The organism is Pseudomonas sp. GW821-FHT09C08 (genome assembly GCF_059418125.1).
On the sequence record NZ_JBWKPG010000004.1, the window covers coordinates 681,934 to 701,721 of the forward strand.

The 19,788-nt window shown below is 57.3% G+C and carries 22 protein-coding genes; 12 read left to right on the plus strand and 10 right to left on the minus strand.

Annotated features, from left to right (window positions below):
* Positions 1-60 precede the first annotated feature (60 nt).
* Positions 61-984 (plus strand): LysR family transcriptional regulator, encoded by a 924-nt coding sequence (locus AC07OJ_RS17635; protein ID WP_495094883.1) that lies wholly within the window; start codon positions 61-63, stop codon positions 982-984.
* On the opposite strand, the gene AC07OJ_RS17640 is transcribed toward AC07OJ_RS17635, so the two are convergent.
* Positions 887-1,591 carry a TetR/AcrR family transcriptional regulator gene (locus tag AC07OJ_RS17640; protein WP_201145568.1) on the minus strand — a complete coding sequence of 235 codons (705 nt, stop codon included), beginning with the start codon at positions 1,589-1,591 and terminating at the stop codon, positions 887-889. The two genes, AC07OJ_RS17635 and AC07OJ_RS17640, sit on opposite strands and share 98 nt — an antisense overlap.
* Positions 1,592-1,713: 122 nt before the next feature.
* Between AC07OJ_RS17640 and AC07OJ_RS17645 the strand changes: the two genes are divergently transcribed.
* Both AC07OJ_RS17645 and AC07OJ_RS17650 read left to right on the plus strand, forming a co-directional pair.
* Complete coding sequence (locus tag AC07OJ_RS17645; protein WP_495094884.1) at positions 1,714-2,931, plus strand: MFS transporter; 1,218 nt, start codon at positions 1,714-1,716, stop codon at positions 2,929-2,931.
* Between the two features lie 93 nt (positions 2,932-3,024).
* Complete coding sequence (locus AC07OJ_RS17650; protein WP_495094885.1) at positions 3,025-3,822, plus strand: DNA/RNA non-specific endonuclease; 798 nt, start codon at positions 3,025-3,027, stop codon at positions 3,820-3,822.
* Here AC07OJ_RS17650 and AC07OJ_RS17655 read toward each other — a convergent pair.
* From AC07OJ_RS17655 to AC07OJ_RS17665, 3 genes are read right to left on the minus strand one after another with little or no spacing between them, the layout of a single operon-like run.
* On the minus strand, positions 3,773-5,041 hold the full coding sequence (locus AC07OJ_RS17655; RefSeq protein WP_106803119.1) for an MFS transporter: 1,269 nt from the start codon (positions 5,039-5,041) through the stop codon (positions 3,773-3,775). The genes AC07OJ_RS17650 and AC07OJ_RS17655 overlap by 50 nt on opposite strands.
* Positions 5,042-5,045: 4 nt before the next feature.
* Complete coding sequence (locus tag AC07OJ_RS17660) at positions 5,046-5,612, minus strand: isochorismatase family protein (RefSeq protein ID WP_495094886.1); 567 nt, start codon at positions 5,610-5,612, stop codon at positions 5,046-5,048.
* Between the two features lie 28 nt (positions 5,613-5,640).
* Entirely contained in the window at positions 5,641-6,093 is a 453-nt protein-coding gene (locus AC07OJ_RS17665; RefSeq protein ID WP_495094887.1) for a MarR family winged helix-turn-helix transcriptional regulator, read from the minus strand.
* Positions 6,094-6,737: 644 nt separating this feature from the next.
* Between AC07OJ_RS17665 and AC07OJ_RS17670 the strand changes: the two genes are divergently transcribed.
* Positions 6,738-7,949, plus strand: coding sequence for a YeeE/YedE family protein (locus AC07OJ_RS17670; protein WP_495094888.1), 1,212 nt, complete (start codon positions 6,738-6,740; stop codon positions 7,947-7,949).
* Between the two features lies 1 nt (position 7,950).
* Here the strand turns inward: AC07OJ_RS17670 and AC07OJ_RS17675 are convergent, their stop codons facing one another.
* Both AC07OJ_RS17675 and AC07OJ_RS17680 read right to left on the minus strand, forming a co-directional pair.
* Complete coding sequence (locus AC07OJ_RS17675) at positions 7,951-8,112, minus strand: DUF2986 domain-containing protein (protein WP_065904377.1); 162 nt, start codon at positions 8,110-8,112, stop codon at positions 7,951-7,953.
* Between the two features lie 278 nt (positions 8,113-8,390).
* On the minus strand, positions 8,391-9,440 hold the full coding sequence (locus AC07OJ_RS17680; protein WP_495094889.1) for an alpha/beta hydrolase family protein: 1,050 nt from the start codon (positions 9,438-9,440) through the stop codon (positions 8,391-8,393).
* 160 nt (positions 9,441-9,600) lie between these two features.
* Between AC07OJ_RS17680 and AC07OJ_RS17685 the strand changes: the two genes are divergently transcribed.
* The 3 genes from AC07OJ_RS17685 (at position 9,601) to msrA (ending at position 10,950) form a co-directional block, all read left to right on the plus strand.
* Positions 9,601-9,903 carry a DUF7660 family protein gene (locus AC07OJ_RS17685; protein WP_495094890.1) on the plus strand — a complete coding sequence of 101 codons (303 nt, stop codon included), beginning with the start codon at positions 9,601-9,603 and terminating at the stop codon, positions 9,901-9,903.
* Positions 9,896-10,327, plus strand: coding sequence for a hypothetical protein (locus AC07OJ_RS17690; RefSeq protein ID WP_495094891.1), 432 nt, complete (start codon positions 9,896-9,898; stop codon positions 10,325-10,327). Before AC07OJ_RS17685 ends, AC07OJ_RS17690 begins: the two co-directional genes overlap by 8 nt.
* A gap of 116 nt (positions 10,328-10,443) precedes the next feature.
* On the plus strand, positions 10,444-10,950 hold the full coding sequence (gene msrA, locus AC07OJ_RS17695; RefSeq protein ID WP_065904383.1) for a peptide-methionine (S)-S-oxide reductase MsrA: 507 nt from the start codon (positions 10,444-10,446) through the stop codon (positions 10,948-10,950).
* 48 nt (positions 10,951-10,998) lie between these two features.
* Here msrA and AC07OJ_RS17700 read toward each other — a convergent pair whose 3' ends face one another.
* Both AC07OJ_RS17700 and AC07OJ_RS17705 read right to left on the minus strand, forming a co-directional pair.
* Positions 10,999-11,367, minus strand: coding sequence for a hypothetical protein (locus AC07OJ_RS17700; RefSeq protein WP_495094892.1), 369 nt, complete (start codon positions 11,365-11,367; stop codon positions 10,999-11,001).
* Between the two features lie 171 nt (positions 11,368-11,538).
* Positions 11,539-12,039 (minus strand): septation protein IspZ, encoded by a 501-nt coding sequence (locus AC07OJ_RS17705; protein ID WP_495094893.1) that lies wholly within the window; start codon positions 12,037-12,039, stop codon positions 11,539-11,541.
* 330 nt (positions 12,040-12,369) lie between these two features.
* Here AC07OJ_RS17705 and AC07OJ_RS17710 point away from each other — a divergent pair, with 330 nt between their 5' ends.
* The 5 genes from AC07OJ_RS17710 to AC07OJ_RS17730 all read left to right on the plus strand — a co-directional run bounded on the left by AC07OJ_RS17710 (position 12,370) and on the right by AC07OJ_RS17730 (position 18,399).
* Positions 12,370-12,498 carry a hypothetical protein gene (locus AC07OJ_RS17710; protein WP_495094894.1) on the plus strand — a complete coding sequence of 43 codons (129 nt, stop codon included), beginning with the start codon at positions 12,370-12,372 and terminating at the stop codon, positions 12,496-12,498.
* A 60-nt stretch (positions 12,499-12,558) separates the two neighbouring features.
* Positions 12,559-15,279, plus strand: coding sequence for an NACHT domain-containing protein (locus AC07OJ_RS17715; protein ID WP_495094895.1), 2,721 nt, complete (start codon positions 12,559-12,561; stop codon positions 15,277-15,279).
* A 685-nt stretch (positions 15,280-15,964) separates the two neighbouring features.
* Positions 15,965-16,987 (plus strand): DUF4238 domain-containing protein, encoded by a 1,023-nt coding sequence (locus AC07OJ_RS17720; protein ID WP_495094896.1) that lies wholly within the window; start codon positions 15,965-15,967, stop codon positions 16,985-16,987.
* Between the two features lie 104 nt (positions 16,988-17,091).
* Positions 17,092-17,988: a DUF5677 domain-containing protein gene (locus AC07OJ_RS17725; RefSeq protein WP_495094897.1), complete on the plus strand. Its 897-nt coding sequence runs from the start codon at positions 17,092-17,094 to the stop codon at positions 17,986-17,988.
* 156 nt (positions 17,989-18,144) lie between these two features.
* Entirely contained in the window at positions 18,145-18,399 is a 255-nt protein-coding gene (locus AC07OJ_RS17730) for a hypothetical protein (protein WP_495094898.1), read from the plus strand.
* 173 nt (positions 18,400-18,572) lie between these two features.
* Here AC07OJ_RS17730 and AC07OJ_RS17735 read toward each other — a convergent pair whose 3' ends face one another.
* Together AC07OJ_RS17735 and AC07OJ_RS17740 are read right to left on the minus strand one after the other, a co-directional pair.
* Positions 18,573-18,905 carry a DUF6124 family protein gene (locus tag AC07OJ_RS17735; protein ID WP_065904389.1) on the minus strand — a complete coding sequence of 111 codons (333 nt, stop codon included), beginning with the start codon at positions 18,903-18,905 and terminating at the stop codon, positions 18,573-18,575.
* A gap of 325 nt (positions 18,906-19,230) precedes the next feature.
* Complete coding sequence (locus tag AC07OJ_RS17740) at positions 19,231-19,725, minus strand: hypothetical protein (RefSeq protein ID WP_495094899.1); 495 nt, start codon at positions 19,723-19,725, stop codon at positions 19,231-19,233.
* Positions 19,726-19,788 lie beyond the last annotated feature (63 nt).

The window sequence follows — 19,788 nt, forward strand, 5'->3', positions numbered from 1 at the left end:
AAACAGGGCGTGTCATCCATCAAACCGCTACTCGCTGCCGTTGAGTCAGAAGCCTCCCTCATGAAGCGTCATTTCGAAGATTTGCAGCTGGGCAGTATCGAGCTGTTTTGCCTGGCAGCCGAAGCCAGCAGTTTCACCGCCGCCGCGCAGGTCGCCGGCGTCACCCCGGCCGCCGTGAGCCGCAGCGTCTCGCGCCTGGAAGAACGCCTGGGCTCGCGGCTGTTTGTGCGCACCACCCGCAGCATTCGCCTGACGGACAGCGGCCGGACGTTTTTCGAGCAATGCCGCCAAGCCCTGACCCAACTGGTGGAAGCCCAACAGGAAGTGATGGGCGCGCAGTCCGTGCCCTCCGGCCTGCTGCGCATCAGCATTCCGACCACCTACGGCCATCATCGCCTGCTGCCGCTGCTGCCGAAGTTTCGCGCGCTGTACCCGCAGGTCACGGTGGATATCCACATCAGCAACCGCAATATCGACTTCGTCGCCGAGGGCTATGACCTGGCCGTGCGCGTACGCGCGCAACCCGACTCATCGTTGATCGCACGCCTGCTGGAAGATGCCGAACTGGTGGTGGTCGCCGCGCCGTCCTACCTGCAACGCGCCGGTACCCCACAAACGCTGGAGGATTTGCCTACCCACGAATGCATCCAGTACGAACTGCCGAGCAATGGGCGCCGCATCCCGTGGTTGTTCCAGGTGGACGGCAAGGCGCACGAGTTCGCGGGGGAGGCGGGGTACAGCTGTTCCGACGATGTCCTCGGCGGCGTGACCCTGGCCAAGCATGGTGCGGGGTTGTTCCAGACCTACAAGTTCATCGTCGAGCAGGAATTGGCGGACGGCAGCCTGGTGCAAGTGCTGCAGGCGTATGGCGGCCGTTCGCGGCCGTTTACCCTGCTGTATCCCCATGGGCGCTATGTGCCGCACCGGGTGCGCGCGTTTGTGGATTTTCTGATGCAGCACCGGGATGCAAAGGCGGAGCGATAGAGGCGGCGACATCCCAGCCCAGCATGAGCTGGCTGATCGCCGCATCGAGGGTCGCATGAGGCACGTTGTCCCGCGCCAAGATCGACACCCCCTGCAGAAAACTGTCAAACACGCTCGCCATCACCGCCGGCTGAGTGTGCTGCGGCAACTGGCCGAGCCGCATCGCCCGCTCCACACACGCGACGATCCCCGCCCGCGTGCGCAGCCGTGACTGGGTCAACGCATCGGCCACGCGTGCATTCTCCGGGCTCGGCGCGCTCATCACGCCCAACGCGACCATGCAGCCCTTGGGGTGCCCGTCTTCACACTGCATGCGCACCGACTGGCGCAGCGCAGTCTCCACCGCCTTGCGCGGCAACAGGGTTTCGTCCCACAGGCATTCGGTGACCTGGGCGTAGGTCGCCAGGTAGCGCTGCACGCACTCATCGAACAGTGCTTCCTTGGAGCCAAACGCCGCATAGAAACTTGGCGCGGAGATACCGCCACCCAAGCCCGCCTTGAGCTGGGCCAAAGACGTGGCGTCGTAGCCGTGCTGCCAGAACAGGTGCAAGGCCTGTTCCACAGCCTGTTCACGGTCGAAAGTGCGGGGGCGGCCCATTTGTGCCATGTCGGGTCTCCGGTGGGGGAATGAGATAAATACTAGTCGATACATAAGTCGTTGACAACGCGTCGCGACTGCCCGCAACATTTATATCGATCAGTATCTAAGTCTTGCCCCAGGAGTATCCCGTGACGCCCTCACTGACCCTATCGGCCTCGTCCGAACGTTTGCCCATCGGCGCCTTGCTCGCGCTGGCCATGACCGGCTTCATCTGCATCGTCACCGAAACCCTGCCTGCCGGCCTGTTGCCGCTGATCAGCGACGGCCTGGCGATTTCGCCGTCGATGGCCGGGCAAATGGTCACCGCCTACGCGCTGGGCTCGGTGCTGGCGGTGATCCCCATGACCATCGCCACCCTTGGCTGGCGCCGGCGCAATGTGTTGCTGCTGACCATCGTCGGCTTCCTGCTGTTCAACTCCATCACCGCGTGGTCGTCGCACTATGGCGTGACGCTGGTGGCGCGCTTCTTCGCCGGTGTCGCGGCGGGGCTGGCCTGGAGCCTGCTGGCCGGTTACGCCCGGCGCATGGTCGCGCCGCACCAACAGGGCAAGGCACTCGCACTGGCGATGGTCGGCACGCCGATTGCGCTGTCGCTGGGTGTGCCGCTCGGCACTTGGCTCGGCGGCCTGGTGGGCTGGCGCACCACGTTCGGCCTGATGTCCGGCGTGAGCCTGGTGCTGATTGCCTGGGTGCTGGTGAAAGTCCCGGACTTCGCGCCCCAGCCCGCGCATCAACGCGTGTCGCTGGGCAAAGTGCTGACCACGCCGGGCGTGCGGCCGGTGCTGGCGGTGGTGATCAGTTGGATGCTCGCCCACAACATCCTCTACACCTACATCGCCCCGTTCGTGGCGCCGGCCGGCCTGGCCGAGCGCGTGGACCTGGTGTTGCTGGTGTTCGGCATCGCTGCGTTGGCCGGCATCTGGATCACCGCCCGGCTGGTCGAGCCGCTGCTGCGCAACACGGTGCTGGCGAGCCTGCTGCTGTTTGCCGGCGTGAGTGTGGTGTTCGGCCTGCTGGGCAATCTGCCGTCAGTGATCTACCTCGCCGTGGCAGTCTGGGGCCTGAGCTTCGGCGGCGCCGCGACCTTGCTGCAGACCGCCCTGGCCGATGCGGCGGGAGATGGCGCGGACGTGGCGCTATCACTCAACGTGGTGGCCTGGAACAGCGCGATTGCCGGCAGCGGCGTGGTCGGGGGGGTGTTGCTGGAGAGCTGGGGCGTGGCGGCGTTTCCGTGGGCGATGCTGGGGTTGATCGGGGTGGCGCTGGTGCTGACTTGGGCGGCCCGTGCCCATGCCTTCAAACCGGGTGCGCGGGGAGCGGGTAAACCTGCGGCTGTCGGGCACTAATCTGATTTTAGTTAGTCCATAATCCTCGAAATATCATCCACTTGGCTCCGCGCGCCGGAGCCTGCCGCTTCATTCCCTTTCGAAGATTTACCCATGCACCTACGCAATATTGCAGTCGGGCTGTCTGCCCTGTTTTTGTTCTCCAGCACCGTTGATGCCCGCCCCCCCGCAAACCCCTACACGCCTTCGGAACAACGCGCCTCGTTTGATGGTTGCGCAGAACTTTTCCCGGCGAAAAATCCGATCAACACGGCGACTGTCCCGGCGGCGATGAAACCGCTGGCGCTGTGTTCGGACACCTTTGCGGTGCTGTACTCGCAAACCAGCAAGACCCCTCTGGTGGTGGTCGAGCGCCTCAACGCCGCGCAATTGCAGGAGGCCAAGGGCGAGGAACGCACCAACCAGTTCTACCCCGATCCGCGAATTCCCAAGGGGGGCCGTGCGGAGTTGAGCGACTACCGCAGCCAGCACCCGGCCGTTGACCGTGGCCATCAGGCGCCAGCCGCCGACGCGCCGAACGCGCACGCCATGGCGCAATCCTTCGCGCTGTCGAACATGGTCCCGCAGGACCCGACCAACAACCGCAAGATCTGGAGCAAGGTCGAAGCCGACGTGCGCAAATTCGCCAAGCGCGCGGGCGGCGATGTGTATGTGTTCACCGGGCCGCTGTTCGATCCAGGCTACGGCACCATCGGCGACAACCGGGTGTGGGTGCCGACGCGCCTGTTCAAGCTGGTGTATGACGCTTCCAGCCAGCGTGCCTGGGCCTACGTGTTGCCCAACGCCGAAACCCGCATCCAGAAGCCGATGGACTACGACACGTTCGTGAAGAGCACCGGGCTCAAGTTGTTGGGGAATCTCCCGGTGTCGGGCTCGGTGGGGCGGACGTAATCGAGGCGGGCCGATCCAGCTGGCGCTTGATCGTGTAGACCGCCACCCCCACCGCCAGGATGCCTGACACCGCGCCGACCACCAGCGCCCAGCGCGGCCCCAGGTGGTCGGCGACCCAGCCGACGATGGGCGCGCCGATGGGCGTGCCGCCCAGGGCCACGCCGACGCGCAGGGCGATCACGCGGCCGCGCATCGCCGGTTCGGTGGTGAGTTGCATCAGGCTGTTGGTGGTGTTGCTGAAGGTCATCGCCCCCACGCCGATGATCACCAGCGCGACCGCGAACAACCAGTAGTTCGGCGCCAGGGCCGCCAGGGTGCAGCCCACGCCGAAGATCGCGGCGCCATTGAGCAGGGACTTGAACTGCGGCCTTTCGCGACCGGCGGCCAGCAGTGCGCCGGCGATGGTGCCGATGGCCAGGGTCGAGGTCAGCAGGCCGTAGCCGCGTGCATCGGTATGAAACGCGGTCACGGCCATGGTCGAGATGAAAATCGGGAAATTCATGCCGAAGGTGCCGATCAGAAACAGCATCAGCAGGATCGCCTTCAAGTCCGGCCGCGCCCACACATAGCGCAGGCCTTCGGTGAGGCTGCCTTTGGTGCGCAAGGCTCGCACCTTGGCGTGCTGCCCCGACACCCGCAGGAAGAACAGCGAGGCCAGCACCGCAAAAAAACTGCTGCCATTGAGCAGGAACGCCCAGCCGGTGCCCACCGACGCGATGGTCAGGCCGGCCACCGCCGGACCGATCATGCGTGCCATATTGAACGAGGTGGAATTAAGCGCGATGGCGTTGGACAAATCCTTCTCGCCCACCAGCTCCGCGACGAAAATCTGCCGCACGGGCGCATCGAACGCCGAGGCGCAGCCGGACAGGAACGCAAACACGTACACGTGCCACAGCTCGACAAACCCGGTGATGGTGAACACCCCCAGCGTCAGCGCCAGCAGGCCCATCACCGCCTGGGTGACGATCAGCAGCTTGCGCTGGTCGTAGTGGTCGGCGGCAAACCCGGTCCATGGCAGCAACAACAACTGCGGGCCGAACTGCAGCGACATGACGATACCGACAGCGGCGGCGTTGTGCGGGGTGAGCTGGGTGAGCACCAGCCAGTCCTGGGCGGTGCGCTGCATCCAGGTGCCGATGTTGGAGACCAGCGCACCGGCGGCCCAGATGCGGTAGTTGGGGCTGCGCAGGGAGCGGAAGGTGCCGAGGAAACTCATGGCGTTATTCGTTCCCCCGGGTGTCGAGCAGATCAATGATGGCCTGCGTGGTGCCCGACTCGCCCAGGCGCGGGAACACGTGCTGGAAGCTGTAGGCGTGGGCCTCGGGGTTGGCATCGGTCATCGCATCGATGGCGAGCGTCACGTTGAAACCCAACTCATAGGCCTGGCGCGCGGTGGCTTCGACCCCGGTGCCGGTGGCCACGCCGGTGACCACCACCTGCGTAGCGCCGAGGGCCTTGAGCCGGGCCTCGAGGTCGGTGTTGGCGAACGCGCCCCAGCTGCGTTTGGTCACTCGCAGGTCAGTGGGTTGTGGGTTGAGTTCGGGGATCAGCTCGGCCCAGTCGGGCGGCAAGGCATCGCTGCGCCGTGGTCGCTCGGTGCGTCCCGGCGCAATGCCTGTGACGTTGACCAGCACCACCGGCAAATCGCGCGCGCGGAAGGCATCGAGCAGTGCGCGCGAGCGCTGCACCACCTCGCCGATCGGGTGCATGAAGGGATAGCCGATGATGCCGTGTTGCAGGTCCACGATGATCAGTGCGGTTGTTGCATCCAGCGAGGTGACAGCCATGCTATTTCCTCAAGCGGGTAGGGGAGAGTCAAAAGTCGGCGAGGCGCTCCAGCAGTTTCACCGCGGCGGCGAGTTCGTCTTGTTCCTGGGGCGACAGTTGTTCCTGCAGCGCGCGCAGTAGCCAATCGTCTTTGGCCGCGCGGTTTTCGCTCAGGTGTTTGCGAAAGCTCGGCGTGAGGCTGATCAGCGTCTGCCGGCCGTCACTTGGGTCCGGCTTGCCGCTCACGGCCTGCATCACTTCCAGCCCGGCCACGGTGATGCGCATCGACTGCGGCTTGACGCTTTCGGCGCGGGCGAGGGCAGAAACAGTGCTCGGTCCATCGCGATCCAGGCGCAGCAGTACGGACTTTTGCGCGGTGGTGAAGTCATCCGGATGGGTTTGCTCGCGCAGGCGGCGGATCAGCTTGCCCAGGGAAATACGCAGCTCGGCGGCCAGGGGGGCGGCGGAATGCGATGAGGGGGTGGAGGGTGGTTTAGTCATGCTGAAACCGTAGCATGGGTACAGGAAAACTGTACAGTTTAGCTGTATTAAATTTTTTTCATGTGGGCGGGGAGGGCGAGCAGTTTCTCTGTGGGGAATGGATTTGTGGTGGCGAGCAAGCTTCCTGTGGTGAGCGGGCTTGCCCCGCGTTGGGCTGCGTAGCGGCCCCAAAGCCATCCACTGAGTAGTTCCTGACACACCGCATTCTGCTGGATTGGGGCTGCTGCGCAGCCCAACGCGGGGCAAGCCCGCTCACCACGAAGGATGACCGCTTGCCACAGGGGGTCGGCTGGGGACTCTTGGTTCCAGGGCATGATCAGTTACCTCCTGATCATGCGTATTAGCCTGTAAACCATGTCCCCGGTTAGAAATGTAAACGATGTCCCCGGTTTGTACCGGGGCAAGCCCGCTCGCCACAAAGGATGATCACTCACCACAAGGAATGACCACTCACCACAAAAGATGAGCACTCATCACAACAAGCCTGCTCACCACAGAAGATGATCACTCCCCACAACAAGCCCGCTCACCACAGAAGACGATCGCTCCTCACAAAAAAGTCTGTCAGGCACAACGCGCCCCCCGCGTGCCCTGGGTTTATACTCGTCCCCCTCGCATTCAACCCCTTCACACCGAGATACCCCATGAGCAGTTCTCTCCCTCTCGCCCCCGCGCGCACGCCTGTTGCGCCGTTGGTGGCTTTTATCATCCTGGTGCTTGGCGCCCTGTTCCTGCAAAACAGCGTGGGCTCGCGCCAGGTGCTGTTGCTGGTGGTCGGCGCGGCGCTGGGCCTGACCCTCTACCACGCCGCCTTTGGTTTCACCTCGGCCTGGCGGGTGTTCATCAATGATCGGCGCGGCGCCGGCCTGCGTGCGCAAATGGTGATGCTTGCGGTGGCGGTGCTGCTGTTCTTCCCGGCGCTGGGGGCGGGCACGTTGTTCGGGCAACCGGTGGTCGGGCTGGTAGCGCCGGCGGGCGTTTCCGTGGTGTTTGGTGCGTTTATTTTCGGCATCGGCATGCAGTTGGGCGGCGGGTGTGCGTCCGGCACGCTGTTCACCGTGGGCGGCGGGAATGCGCGCATGCTGGTGACGCTGTTCTTCTTCATTTGTGGCTCGTTGATCGCCACGCACCATGTCGACTGGTGGTTTGCACTGCCGGCGTTCCCGGCCGTGTCCATCGTCAAGAGCTTCGGCGTGGTGCCGGCCTTGATCCTCAGCCTGGCCGTGTTCGGCCTGATTGCAGCTGTCACCGTGCGCTTGGAAAAACGCCGTCATGGCCAACTCGAAGCCGGCGCAACCAGCGAGCACCAGGGCCTGCGCCGTTTCCTGCGCGGGCCGTGGCCATTGGTGTGGGGCGCGATTGGCCTGGCGCTGCTCAACTACGCGACCCTGGCACTGGCCGGGCGGCCGTGGGGGATTACCTCGGCGTTCGCATTGTGGGGCGCCAAGGTGGCAAGCGGATTGGGCGTGGATGTGGCCAGCTGGGCGTTCTGGCAGATGCCGGGCAACGCCAAGGCGCTGGCCGCGCCGGTGTGGGAAGACATCACCAGCGTCATGGACATCGGCATCGTCCTCGGTGCGCTGCTGGCTGCCGGCCTGGCCGGGCGTTTTGCCCCCAGCCTGAAAATCCCGGCGCGCTCGCTGGTCGCGGCAGTGATCGGCGGCCTGCTGCTCGGCTACGGCTCGCGCCTGGCCTACGGCTGCAACATCGGCGCGTACTTCAGCGGCATCGCCTCAGGCAGCCTGCATGGCTGGGTGTGGCTGGTGGCGGCGTTTATCGGCAATAGCGTGGGCGTGCGCCTGCGGCCGTTTTTCTTTGCCGGCGAGCGGCCGCAGGTGGCGTTGAGCGGTTGCTGAGTCACGCCTCGGGGGAAAGGCTGGGCTCCTGGGCCGCTTCGGCCGCCAGCTTTTCCCGATCCGCCTTGCTGATATAGCGGTCCTTGCTTTTCGGCGCCAATTTGGCGCTGGCCTTCTTGGCCTTGGCCTTGAACAGCTGCTGGAGTTTTTTCTGGCGATTCATCGGTTTTTACCTGGTGGATACAGGCCGCGATGATACCAGTTTAAAAATCGCCAGCCGCTGCCTGGGTCGCTTTTTAGCGCCGATCCGTGCATTGAATCACCGTGTCTTTCGCCAATAATCGGGCCATGAAACCCCGACTATTGAACGCCGCAGGGAAGACACGATGAGCCTTGACACCCCGCACCAAACGCTTGGCCTGCGTCATCGCCGACCGCCATTTGGCAGCTATCAGCAAATGCTCGGATCAAACATGCAGCGCATTTGATGCAATTATTTCTTCAGAGGCTTTTTTGCGGCGCTGTACGTCCCAAAAACTCACTGATCAACGCCACCACCTGCTGCTGAATCTGCGCCCGAGGCCGTGCGCCCTCGCCGTCGCGGCAGATCATGCCATCCCCCGGGGAATCCTCTTCAATCAACGCCATGCCGCCCGGCTTGCAGATCGTCATGAAGCTGAAGTGCGTGGCGTCGCCGATTTCCACGTACTGCGTCGATGCCTTTGGCAGGCGCTTGACCATGGCGGCGGACTCCAGGTTGGGGTCCATATCCTCTGACGGCACGCCCCCCGCGATCACCAGCGCCGGCACCGGCAGCGCGGCCAGGCTGGCGTCGGTCAGGCCGCGTGACAGGCCCAGGTCCAAGGACACAATGGCGCTGACGCGTGTGTCGCTCAAGTCCGCCGCCAGTTGGGCTTTGCCGGCAGGCGTACCGGCGGGGTTCATCTGCTGGTAGCCAATGCAACCGCCGAGCTTGGGGTGTGCGCTGCAGTCGCGGCTGAACAGGTCGGGGTCGAAGCGTGCGCCGGCGATTTCCAGCACGGTCCAGCCGCCGAGGGAATGGCCCACAGCGGCAATCCGCGTCTTTGCCACCGCGCCAAACTGCGTCGGTTGAGCCAGCACCGCGTCGATAGCGCGGCTCAGGTCGGCTGGGCGTTGCCACAACTGCGCGGCGGCCTGCGGGCTGCGGTCCTTGCTGGTGGTGCCAGGGTGGTTGACCGCCGCCACGATGAAGCCCCGATGCGCCAACGCACTCGCCAGCCATACCTGATTGAGCCAGTTGCCACCGTACCCGTGGGACAGCACCACCAGCGGATGCTCACCGGCAGCGGGCGGCGCGTCGGGGACGGCGAGCGCGCCGACGAACACCGCGTTGTCGGCGATCAGCTCAGGTGTGGCCGAGGTGCTGGTGGGGTACCAGACGACCAGCTCGAGTGGGCGAGTGTTTTTCGCATCCGCCAGGGTGGCAGTCCGCAAGCCCACAGGGCTTTCGGCGGCCACGGCGGGAGTGGCCAGGCACAGCAGGAACAGGGCGCGCAGGGCAGTTTTCATTGTTGTTATCGTCCTTGATTCGGGTGACGCATCATTACCTGAAACCTGCCGCAATGCATCCCCGGCTGGCCACAAAAAAGCGGCCAACACCGCCGAAGTTGACCATTGACGATGCCGTGCGGCAGCATGCGCCGACTCGTTGCACCTTGCCTGGAACCCTATGCCTAGCCCTGTGGACCTTCATGAGTTGTTGGCGCACGTCAGCGATGAACCGTCGTTCATCCGCTTTATCGAGGCGCTCGGTACCGATTTCGCCCACGAGCGCGAGATCGAAAAGGCCTCGCCTTCATCGCCCTATGGGCCCGGCGCACTAGGTTGGGAAAACCGCTCTGTCGATGCGTTTTTCGAGGCGGCAACCGCGTGGGCAGAGGCCAGCGCCGGGCTTGCCCAAACGCAAGCAACGGTACCCAATGTGTGGCAACGCTGCGCGGCGATATTATTCGCTGGCAAATTTTATGAGTGAGCCCCGCACACCCCCCGGCGCCGCGGTGAATCTGCTCACACGCGGTGTGTTACCGGAGACCGAACTCAACAGGCTCTTGGTACAAGCCGAAGCCAGCGGCTTGACGCTGGATGACCTGGCCGAGCCATGCGAAAAATTCGGCGTGACACCGCAAGCGCTGCTGAACACCCTGTCCATCAGCCTTGCCGAGCGCTATCTCCAGGGCACTTTGACCTATGCGTTCTGCGACGGCGTGCTCAACGGGCTCATCGACGCCATCGTTGACGTGGGCATGTCCCGTGACCTGCCGCAGCCTGCGTTTTCGCTGTATCAGGCGTTCGATCAGGGCGAGTGGCGGCGCAGCGACGACCCGCCCGAAACGGACCCCGGTGAGAAATATGTGAAACCGTTGGTCTTGCAGATAATGCGCAAGCTTCGGGATTAGTGGTTGTCTGTCAGTGCCAGGCGCGCGGGCTGATTCGGGCAATCCACCGTTCAACTTGCTATTGGCCAACCCAGCCCCATAACTATCCCTGTATCCATTGAGCGGAAGGACAGACCATGACCAACCCAACCGAAACCGCCATCCTTGCCGGCGGATGCTTCTGGGGCATGCAAGACCTGTTGCGACGCTACCCTGGCGTGCTGCAGACACGCGTCGGCTACACCGGCGGCGACGTGCCGAACGCCACCTACCGCAACCACGGCAACCATGCTGAAGCGATTGAAATCGTGTTTGACCCGGCGGTAATCAGTTACCGGCAGATCCTGGAATTCTTTTTCCAGATCCACGACCCGAGCACGCCTAACCGGCAGGGCAATGACCTCGGCCCGAGCTATCGGTCGGCGATTTATTACCTGAGCGAACAGCAGCGCGATATTGCGGAAGATACGGCGGCGGATGTAGACGCGTCGAAGCTATGGCCGGGAAGGGTGGTGACAGAGATCGAGCCAGCAGGCCCGTTTTGGGAGGCGGAGCCGGAGCATCAGGATTACCTGGAGCGGATTCCCAACGGCTACACCTGCCACTTCATTCGACCGAATTGGAAGCTGCCGAAGCGGGGCTGACAGGGCGTCGCGCCAGAGAAGCCCGAGCGGAGCCTGATTCAGGGGCCGCTAGGTGGCTTCTTTCTGGACCGCGAACACCCAGCGCCCCAGTGGCCGAAAATACACCCAATCAAAAACATCAAACAACACCCAACTGCGGGTCTTTACCGAAAAAGCCTGAACCTGAGGGCTCGGGGAAATACTGATGCCCTGACTGACAGAGAAAACGCCCTCAGGCACATCCCCACTGCGAGACGGTTTCCTGTCGTCAAGGAGACCGACTTGCAACGTGCCGACCACATCCGCCAGTGTCAGCGCTAAGACTTCACCGGTTGCAACACGGCCGACAACCGCGCCGTTAAAGAGCACCAGCAGTGGGACACGTCGCCCATGGGCGCTATCAAAAAAACCACGCTTGCGACAAATCGTAATGTCCATAGGCCGTTCTCGATTGAGTCATCACACCAAGCCTCTTCCGTTTTCACTGCCAACTATCCCGCTCACCGGGGAAGTGAATGTGGAAAAGCGTAGCGGAGAACGGGCCAGGCGCAGGTATGAAAAATCGGCGAAGGGATTCGGGGTCAAACCCTGAAGCCCAAAGCCCTTAGTTTATGGCCACTTAGGTGCAGCACTCGTGGGTGATGACTCTTCTGCGTGTACCGCGATCGTTTCAGCGGTGGAGGGCGTTTGCGCCCAACCCAGCACAAAGATGCCAACGGCAAACAGCAACGGGGCGCCATAGACTTTGTAGTACACCCAAACCTCAAACGGAGCGAAGAGTGCGAACAGGGCATTCAAGAGTGCCAGGGCAATCAGTAGCAATGACAACTGAAGCACATAGGTCCGCCAGTGAGCCTGTGTACGCTTCAACCGCGCACCGAACACGGCCTGCAGCACATTGACGCGACCTCCGAGTTCCAGGACGGCGATCAACAGCGCAAACAAACCAAGCGTGAACGGCGGCCCGAACCGCAGAAAATCCTTGCTGGCAAGCAATTCAGCACCGATCGTGAACCCCAGCGCCAGGCTGAATACTACCGAGTAGATGAAATACGCCAGGTAGGTGCGCCATAGGAGGCTGAGGGCTAGGGAGAAGCGTTGTTTTATCATTGCTGCCTACGTCCTTGTGGTTGGGGAGGGCGGCATTCTAATGTTTTGGGTGCTGATCTGGTGTGGTCGATTGGATTTAGGCTTAGATGAATCGTGCTTTAGGGGCTTTTTGGTAACGCGGCGGGTAGGGACGGTGTCGCTTGCTTGTGAATGGTTGCTTTCGGCCAGAAGCTGCCTTTCGTGACGACTAAAGATCGACCCATTCCGGCCTCTCGGTGCCGGCAAGTCGGTCAGACGGCCCACTGGACCACATCCTACGGTGTACTCGATGGACAATGCCTAACTACGCTGATAGCGTAACGCCACCCTACAAGCTATCAAGGAAGTTACATGTCTATAACTGATTTGAAAAGTACAGGTGTGGTGCCCACGGGGGAGTTGGATTTTTATTTGTGGCAGGTTGAAATCAATATTGGTTTGATATTAAAGATTGATATAAAAAAACCAGCAGCAATATAAGTAAATTTTGGCTGCTGAGCCTCGCATAGCGCGGATAGAGGATTCTCAATGGAGTGGAGTATGGATGCTACATTATTAGCGATTGAAAAATGGGACTGGATGTCGGTTTTATACGGTGTTATTGCCTCTGTTATTTTTACGGGTTTTTTGATGTGGGGTGGTGTATTAAATGCCCTTAATAGAAAGTTTAAGCTATATCGAGGCATAAAAAAATATAGAAAGAAGCTCCGGGATGAGTGTAGCTCTTTGATTGTAATCGGTAGAAGAAGTGGTTTCGCCATTGCAGATGTGTATGTCGATTTAGATATTTATAGATCTGATCTTAATCAGACAGATAGCAGCGCAAGGAGTAGGCCAAATAGATCATATGTTTTGGTAGGTGGGCCTGGAGCAGGAAAATCGACCACTGTAAAAAACATAGTGCTCCGCAAATTAAATGATAGTAGTGCTCTGCCATTTCTTGTAAGGCTTAGAGAGTACCATGGATATCAAAGCATTGAGGGGTGTTTAATTGAGAAGTTCAAGGATGCAGGTATACCGGATCCTGAGGTTTTTTTGAGATCAGAACTTCAAAAAGGTGTTACTTGCGTCCTGGATGGGCTGGACGAAGTTAGGCCGCACCTGCGAGATGAGATATGTGGTCATATAAATCAGTTTTACAATAAGTATTTCGTAAGTGAAAGCTCATTTTCTAACTTGATCGTTAGTTGTCGTAAAGAAGCGTACAGAAATATTCCTCTGGATCTGCCGGAAATATGGGAGGTGCGCCCTTTAACTGACGAGCAAATAAAACGCTTTGCTGAAAAGTGGCCCTTGGATTACCCAAAAGAAAAATCTAGAGATACTTTTTGGAGAGATCTAGGTGCAGCCAATAAAATCCTTGAATTGGCGAGATCTCCGCTGCTGCTAATTGGCGGGTTAATGCAGTACACAGAATCAAATCAAGGAATACCAGAAGAAAGATTTGAGTATTTAAGGCGAGTTGCGAATTGGCTTGTCGCAGATTGGGCGGCAGCGCAGGGACATCCTCCAGATCCCAACCGACCAGTGTATGATCGTATTCTTCCTAAGATTGCGTTTCATATGCAAAAAAATGAAATATCAGAATTTCGTATCTCTGATTGTGTAACATTACTTGAGAATTGGCTTCCAACCTTTGGGTACAGCGCAGATGACGGGTTGGCATTAATTGATAGCATTGCCACCAAGACTGGTATTCTTGTTCGTGAGGGCGGTAATAACGTTGTATTCGCTCAATTTAGCCTTCAGGAGTATTTTGCGTCATTAGATGTTATTAGTAGCGTCGGTGCGCTAGGTGTTTCAACGCTTAGTCCAGTATCTTGGTGGCGGGAAACAATACTATTGACAGTTGCTCAGCAAAGAGACCCAAATGAACTTCTTGAGGCCCTATTTTTAAGCTCACCATTGCTGGCTGTTTCGGCAGTTTCTGAATGCCCTACACCTTCTATCGCGATGCAGGATAGGGCAATTGAAGTTTGCTTATCCTCTATTGATGCAGTGGAAAAGGCCGCTGGAAGCGCTGCTGTAACACTTTTGCGCAAGGTTAAAGCGGGACAGGAAGAGTTATTACTTACGGAGCTCGAAAAGCGTTTAGGGTATAAATGCGTTAATGACGAAATCTTGTCCTTGGTAGGGTTGTCCCTAGCAACAGCCGGTACTCCGCAGGCGACAGCCGTACTGGCAAAGCATCCCGAGGCTTGGGACGCTTGTTTGAAAGAAGTGGGCTATCTCAGTACGAGCTTTGAAAATTTACTTGTGGAATGGATAGAGAGGGGGAATTTCGAACAAAGTACGAGGGCGATCGATATGATTGCCTCAAGGCTTTCAGTAGATCGAACAAATCAGCTGTTGAGGCTACTTCCTTCCTTACATAAAGATCAATCTGAACACTTAGCTTCCTCGATATTAAATAAGGTTCTTGAGGATGAAGGACTGTTGTTCGGTCGCGGAGGAGTTGGGGGAATTTACTCGATAATAAGTGGGTGTGTACCTTATATACGGGATGATACATTTCTAGATAAGGATGAGTCTGCCTCGGCTGAGCATATGCGCTTCTCCTATATATATGGATTTAGAGTTCTCGCCAAAAGAGTTTTGATGGTTTCAAAAAAAGAGGGAGGGAAAAATTCTTCGCAACTTATCGAGTTAATGTGTAATGCAGAGAAATGGTCTTCTCACTGGGCTCGAATTTTCGTTTTTGTAACAGCCTGTTTATCCGTTCTGCTATATTTCTCTCGAGATTTAGGTTTTCCATATGTAGACTTTCTTCAAGGGATGGTGATGTTTACCTTCCTCGTTGTGTTATCAGTTCCGGCTAACGCTCCGCCGTGGTTAAGTCAGCTTAACTTAAGGGCGGTCGCTACTCCATCGTTATTTTCTAATGTTTTTGTCTTTTTGTTAGGCGGGCTTTCTTTATATGCTATTGGATATCGGCAAGCTCAGGGTGAATTTCAAGTTTCTTCAGTTTTGTACTTTATTCCTGCGCTAATGATTATGTCGAGCTACATGATCAGTGATAGAAACCGCATGCGTATAGTTTGGCATGCTGAAAGCAGGAGAAATAAACTTCTATCCTGGTCTGGCTCTATATATGTACTATGTATTCTGCTTTTTACCATTGCGAATAATTTTCTCCCGGAAAATTATTTGTTGAAATTAATTTTGGTTTTAATTAGCGGGTGTTATTTGGTCTTTTTGATTCTCTCGTCTTTAAGGTTGTTTATTGATTGGCGCACTTTAAAAGCAGACTCTAATCAATAACATTTCAGATGAAAGCAAGGAGAGTTACCCTATTATTTCGGTTGGGGTTTCTCTCCGGTATCATATTTTGAAAGCTATGAGGTCATGCCATTAGGAATCAAGGAGTTAGGCTGGCGGCACTTTGTCATACGACATCAGTTTGCAATCCGTGAAGCACTCCAAACACTGGCTACGTACTGTTCGGTGTCCAACAAGAGCGCGCAATACCACAAGCACTGCACGCGGTAAGTGCAGTTGCCTCTGGGGTTTAGGACCATTTCGGGATGGGGTGAGAGTGCATGATAAAAATTGGGTACCTACGGTTTGAAACTGAAAGAAATCGAGACATAGTGAAATTTTAGGTTCTCAACTAAGCAAGTGTCGGTCGCTGTGTCAGAGGGGACAATCGGACTCTCGTGGTGGGCGACTGAAATTGCCCGGTTTCTGCTTATTGTGATAAGCCGCAATGGTCGATTGCTGCCGTTCGCGACCGACGGCTTTTGGCCGTTTTATGCCTGTCGTGACCGGCAAAATTGCCCCATAGCTGCCGGTCGGGCGCATTCGATTCTAGGCCGATAGCTACATCTAATTCTGAAGCGCTGTTTGTGACAGGATGTCGGATATTCATTAGCTCATAGCAGGCAACAAGTCGCCCGCATTTAGGTATGATTCGTGAAACCTTACCTTCTTGACGAGGAGTCAGGTGATGCAGCAGCTGCGTAAAGACAACCACTACGTCCCCAAGCTTTACCTGAAACAGTGGGCGTATGAAGGTCAAATTTCTACTTACCGATTATTGGTTCCTAGCGAAAACATTCCGCTTTGGAAGAAGCAATCCCTGAAAGGAATTGCTTATCATCAACATCTTTACACTTATCTGGTGGGTCAAGAAGAGACGGATGAGTTTGAGCGCTGGCTCGACAGTGAGTTTGAGAGCCCTGCAGAAGAATCAATACGTCGAGTTGTTCAAGAAGGTCGCATGTTTCCAGAACACTGGAGAAGGCTGGTGCGTTTCGCGGTTGCTCTAGATGTCCGCACTCCGGCCCGCCTTAGGGAGTTCTTGCGTCGGCAGAAAGCGACATTGCAGACATTGATGAATGAGACCATGCAGCGCTCCGTTCAAGAAATGGAAGAAGCCACTAGGCGAAATGAGCCACTACCATATTCTTCGGAGGAAAACGACGCTCTCTCTCTCTTTAAGATATCTGTTGAGGCTCTTCCGAGTGGCGGCGGCCGAGTCAAAGCGGAAACTATTGTTGGAAGGCGATTATGGATCTGGCAGATGAAGCACGTACTTACAAAAACGCTTGGCCGCTTACCTGCTCACAGGTGGACTATCCTGCATGCTCCCGCTGGCTTGTCTTGGCCGACATCTGATAATCCGCTGATACGTCTTAACTTTCAAGATGCAAAAAACTATGACTTTGGTGGCGGCTGGGGAATCAAGAACGGCGACATACTCCTACCTTTGAGCCCAAAACACCTGCTGTACACCTGCGTTGGTAACAAGGTCTGGCCGCGAGGTACCGTACTGGATGTTAAAACTGCCAGGCTGATACGAAAGATCATCATCGAGCATGCAGATCGCTACGTGTTCGCTCAAGAACCAAGTGATATACACTTAATCCGGCCAAGACTAGTTTGCCCAACGACCTTTAAAAATGATCTGTCCGCCTGGAATAACTGGCATGCTGAGCAGTGCCAAGCTGAAAGAGAACTTCAGAGCTGACCAGAATCGGGCTGTGTTCAAAAGATCTGTTCGCCCCCACATGAACTCGTGGCGGCGACCAAACCAAACATCATGATTATTTATGCCTTATATGGTGACCCCGCATGCTGGAATTTTCCCTAATTACCGAAAAATACCAGCCGTCCTACATTGAGCATCATTTTAGTTCTTTGGAAGGGCTGCATGCTTTTTCGACAACGTTTTTCAAAGATGTCGCAGAAATTTATGACGCGCTCACGAGGGTAACTAACATCCAGCGCAACCCAACAGGGTATTCGATCAACGATGCTCCTATCCTTGGGCTTTTGGTCCGAATATCCAAGTTATTCAAGGAATGTGTTAAGTACCACGAACAGGATAATGCCGAGATAATCGCAATTTTTGAGCGTCCCCTCATTGAAGCGACAACTCTCGCCAGCTATCTAATGCTGAATGGTGATGCAGTGATTGCTGACTACCGAAAATGCTCCTACAAAGATCGACTTAAACTTCTCAAAAACTTGGAGGAAGGCTCTCCGTTCTTCCACACAAAAGCCGGCAAGCGTTTGCTAGCCGCAATCGTAGAAAAAATGGATTTTGAAGGGTTAACACGAGATGATTTTGAGGAGCAGAAAAAAAATAGATGGCGTTTACAAGGTAAAAGCTTTCGCGACATTTTCGCTGATATCGAACACGATGATCTCTATCCCGCCACCTACGGCATGATGTCCGAATCGATACACGGCTCTTGGAATGAGTCTATGGATTGGGGCTTGGTGCGAAATGACGACGGCACGTTTTCGGCCTTCGCTGGTTACCACCCAGCTGATATAAGATTCGTTGCTCCGATCGTAAAATTCACCATTAAGCCTTTCAGGCTTTGGCTTCAACGGATCGATGCTTCAACTAGTGATCTTCAGGCCACGGTGGATTGGATTGAGCGGGTTAATAACCGTCTTTTTCTCACGTTTGATGGCCTCTATAACGGCGAATACGACGCGAAGACGAGCAAGCAAATTTAGTGAAATGGCCCCCTTCTCCAACTTCGTTTTAGGGGGGATGGAGCGTCCGTTTTTGGCCGATTGCTGCCTGTCGTGTACAGCAGCAATTGGCCGAGCCCCGACGTCAACACAGTTAAAATCGCTGACCCTTCCTTATCCTCCGGCCCGCAGCACTCAATGAGCAGACTCCCAACACTATTCACGCAAGCCCGATCAGCCCTTTCCATCCAACAGCAAATCCCACATGAAAAATGGGCAGCGATCGCGTCGCAATGCGGGCCGGCGGAAATTGCGGAGATCGAGAGGCGCATCGAATCCCTCAGGGCCGAGTTGGAAACGGTCGAGGCGTGGGATGGTGATACGAGGGACGACATCCACCTCGCGATCTACCAGTTTTCTCAGTTGCTGAGAATGGCGGGTGGTGTGCCCTGAGCATTCACGGGCGGGGGGAGGGATCGGAAGTCGTCGGGCATGACTGACTGCTCGGCCAATACATACCTTGTCTGTTCATGCCTTCCACAAAGCCGCTCAGTCGCACAATCGCCGATTCGTCATGTAGAAATCACGACGACTCGGCGATTTTTTTGGGTACTAAAACTGAACGCTTAACCGCCTGCTACAGCCGACTCCCGCTCCATCAGCCTGTCCATCAACAACACCCCCAACTCACTCAACTGGTGAATCGCCAGGACCACATCTCGCTGTTTACCGGTCAAGTCCTCTGACAGGTCGAGCAGCAACGCGGTTACTGAGGAGAAGGTTTCGTAGCTGTTGGTGATCAGGGTTTCGTTGCTGGCGTTGGCGGCGACGGTGAATAGGCTGAGGGGCGCCACAGGTGGGGCAGTTTTTGGATTGAGGTAGTGATCGATTGCACGATGCGCAGCCTGGTTAAATTTCAGGTCCGGCTCGTTCGGAGGGTTGGGCGTGACTTTGAACATATTGGAATTCCCACTTTAGGGCCGTCACCTCTTAGCTACTAAACAGAGGGGTGGCAGCTGTGCGCAGGTTAGTAGACCGGGGAATTCCAAGAAAGCCGGCGCGCCCGAGGACGCCCTGCACACAGCCACCATCAAGCACGGACGAGGCCGTCCGATTGATGAGCTTATGCACTGACTGGAATAACCCCGGGCTACTAAACCCGATCACTGATTTTTCAGCGACCGAACCACCTTAGAGACGCCCACTCAAGCGCACAAGCCGGCGGATTCTGACGTAACTGTAGGCAATGGGGCAAGCTGCTGAAGCCTGCTGTAGGACATGTCCTCACTGCGCGTCGGGTGTATCAGTGAGGGGCAAAGCCGACAGTGCTTTGAGTTTGTTGGCGGGGCCGGTGAAGTGCGTTTTACCGTTCAGGGTCGTCACTGTGATTCTTTCCGAATCGCAGCGATGCAACAGCGTGAACATGGGTTTTTTGGGGCCGTACACGCCTGGCTGTCGCTCGGAATACTTCAAGCTGAGCATGGCGTTTTGCAGCGCAATGGGGCTGACCGGGGCGGCGAAGGTCCACTCCGACAGGGCGGCCTCGCGGTACATATTGAACGCCATGCCGATAGATGCGCCGAAGGTGCCGCTGTAGAGAAGGGCGCTTTTGAAGGTGTCGGTGATGCCGACGCGGTGTGCGACGAACAGCACCAGGGCCATCACGACGAAAAACAGCAGGAGTGTTTCCAGCAGCGCCAAGGCCTTGTAGGGGTCAACCGTCAGTTGGTCTTTGAGCGTGAGTCGGGTGATGGGTGTGTCGGTGTTGAGCAGTTTCAAGCGTTACCCCTCCTGGGTGGTGTTGTCCTGATCGAGTAGGGGGCGCAGTTTACGCAAAGTGGG

Coding starts and splice junctions, on each gene's coding strand:
- AC07OJ_RS17635 (WP_495094883.1), top strand. CDS start 61: ATGAAGCGTCATTTCGAAGATTTGCAGCTGGGCAGTATCGAGCTGTTT.
- AC07OJ_RS17715 (WP_495094895.1), top strand. CDS start 12,559: ATGGATGCTACATTATTAGCGATTGAAAAATGGGACTGGATGTCGGTT.
- AC07OJ_RS17655 (WP_106803119.1), bottom strand. CDS start 5,041: ATGAGTTTCCTCGGCACCTTCCGCTCCCTGCGCAGCCCCAACTACCGC.
- msrA (WP_065904383.1), top strand. CDS start 10,444: ATGACCAACCCAACCGAAACCGCCATCCTTGCCGGCGGATGCTTCTGG.
- AC07OJ_RS17670 (WP_495094888.1), top strand. CDS start 6,738: ATGAGCAGTTCTCTCCCTCTCGCCCCCGCGCGCACGCCTGTTGCGCCG.
- AC07OJ_RS17640 (WP_201145568.1), bottom strand. CDS start 1,591: ATGGCACAAATGGGCCGCCCCCGCACTTTCGACCGTGAACAGGCTGTG.
- AC07OJ_RS17680 (WP_495094889.1), bottom strand. CDS start 9,440: ATGAAAACTGCCCTGCGCGCCCTGTTCCTGCTGTGCCTGGCCACTCCC.
- AC07OJ_RS17665 (WP_495094887.1), bottom strand. CDS start 6,093: ATGACTAAACCACCCTCCACCCCCTCATCGCATTCCGCCGCCCCCCTG.
- AC07OJ_RS17730 (WP_495094898.1), top strand. CDS start 18,145: ATGAGCAGACTCCCAACACTATTCACGCAAGCCCGATCAGCCCTTTCC.
- AC07OJ_RS17705 (WP_495094893.1), bottom strand. CDS start 12,039: ATGATAAAACAACGCTTCTCCCTAGCCCTCAGCCTCCTATGGCGCACC.
- AC07OJ_RS17660 (WP_495094886.1), bottom strand. CDS start 5,612: ATGGCTGTCACCTCGCTGGATGCAACAACCGCACTGATCATCGTGGAC.
- AC07OJ_RS17735 (WP_065904389.1), bottom strand. CDS start 18,905: ATGTTCAAAGTCACGCCCAACCCTCCGAACGAGCCGGACCTGAAATTT.
- AC07OJ_RS17725 (WP_495094897.1), top strand. CDS start 17,092: ATGCTGGAATTTTCCCTAATTACCGAAAAATACCAGCCGTCCTACATT.
- AC07OJ_RS17710 (WP_495094894.1), top strand. CDS start 12,370: ATGTCTATAACTGATTTGAAAAGTACAGGTGTGGTGCCCACGGGGGAG.
- AC07OJ_RS17675 (WP_065904377.1), bottom strand. CDS start 8,112: ATGAATCGCCAGAAAAAACTCCAGCAGCTGTTCAAGGCCAAGGCCAAG.
- AC07OJ_RS17700 (WP_495094892.1), bottom strand. CDS start 11,367: ATGGACATTACGATTTGTCGCAAGCGTGGTTTTTTTGATAGCGCCCAT.
- AC07OJ_RS17690 (WP_495094891.1), top strand. CDS start 9,896: ATGAGTGAGCCCCGCACACCCCCCGGCGCCGCGGTGAATCTGCTCACA.
- AC07OJ_RS17720 (WP_495094896.1), top strand. CDS start 15,965: ATGCAGCAGCTGCGTAAAGACAACCACTACGTCCCCAAGCTTTACCTG.
- AC07OJ_RS17650 (WP_495094885.1), top strand. CDS start 3,025: ATGCACCTACGCAATATTGCAGTCGGGCTGTCTGCCCTGTTTTTGTTC.
- AC07OJ_RS17685 (WP_495094890.1), top strand. CDS start 9,601: ATGCCTAGCCCTGTGGACCTTCATGAGTTGTTGGCGCACGTCAGCGAT.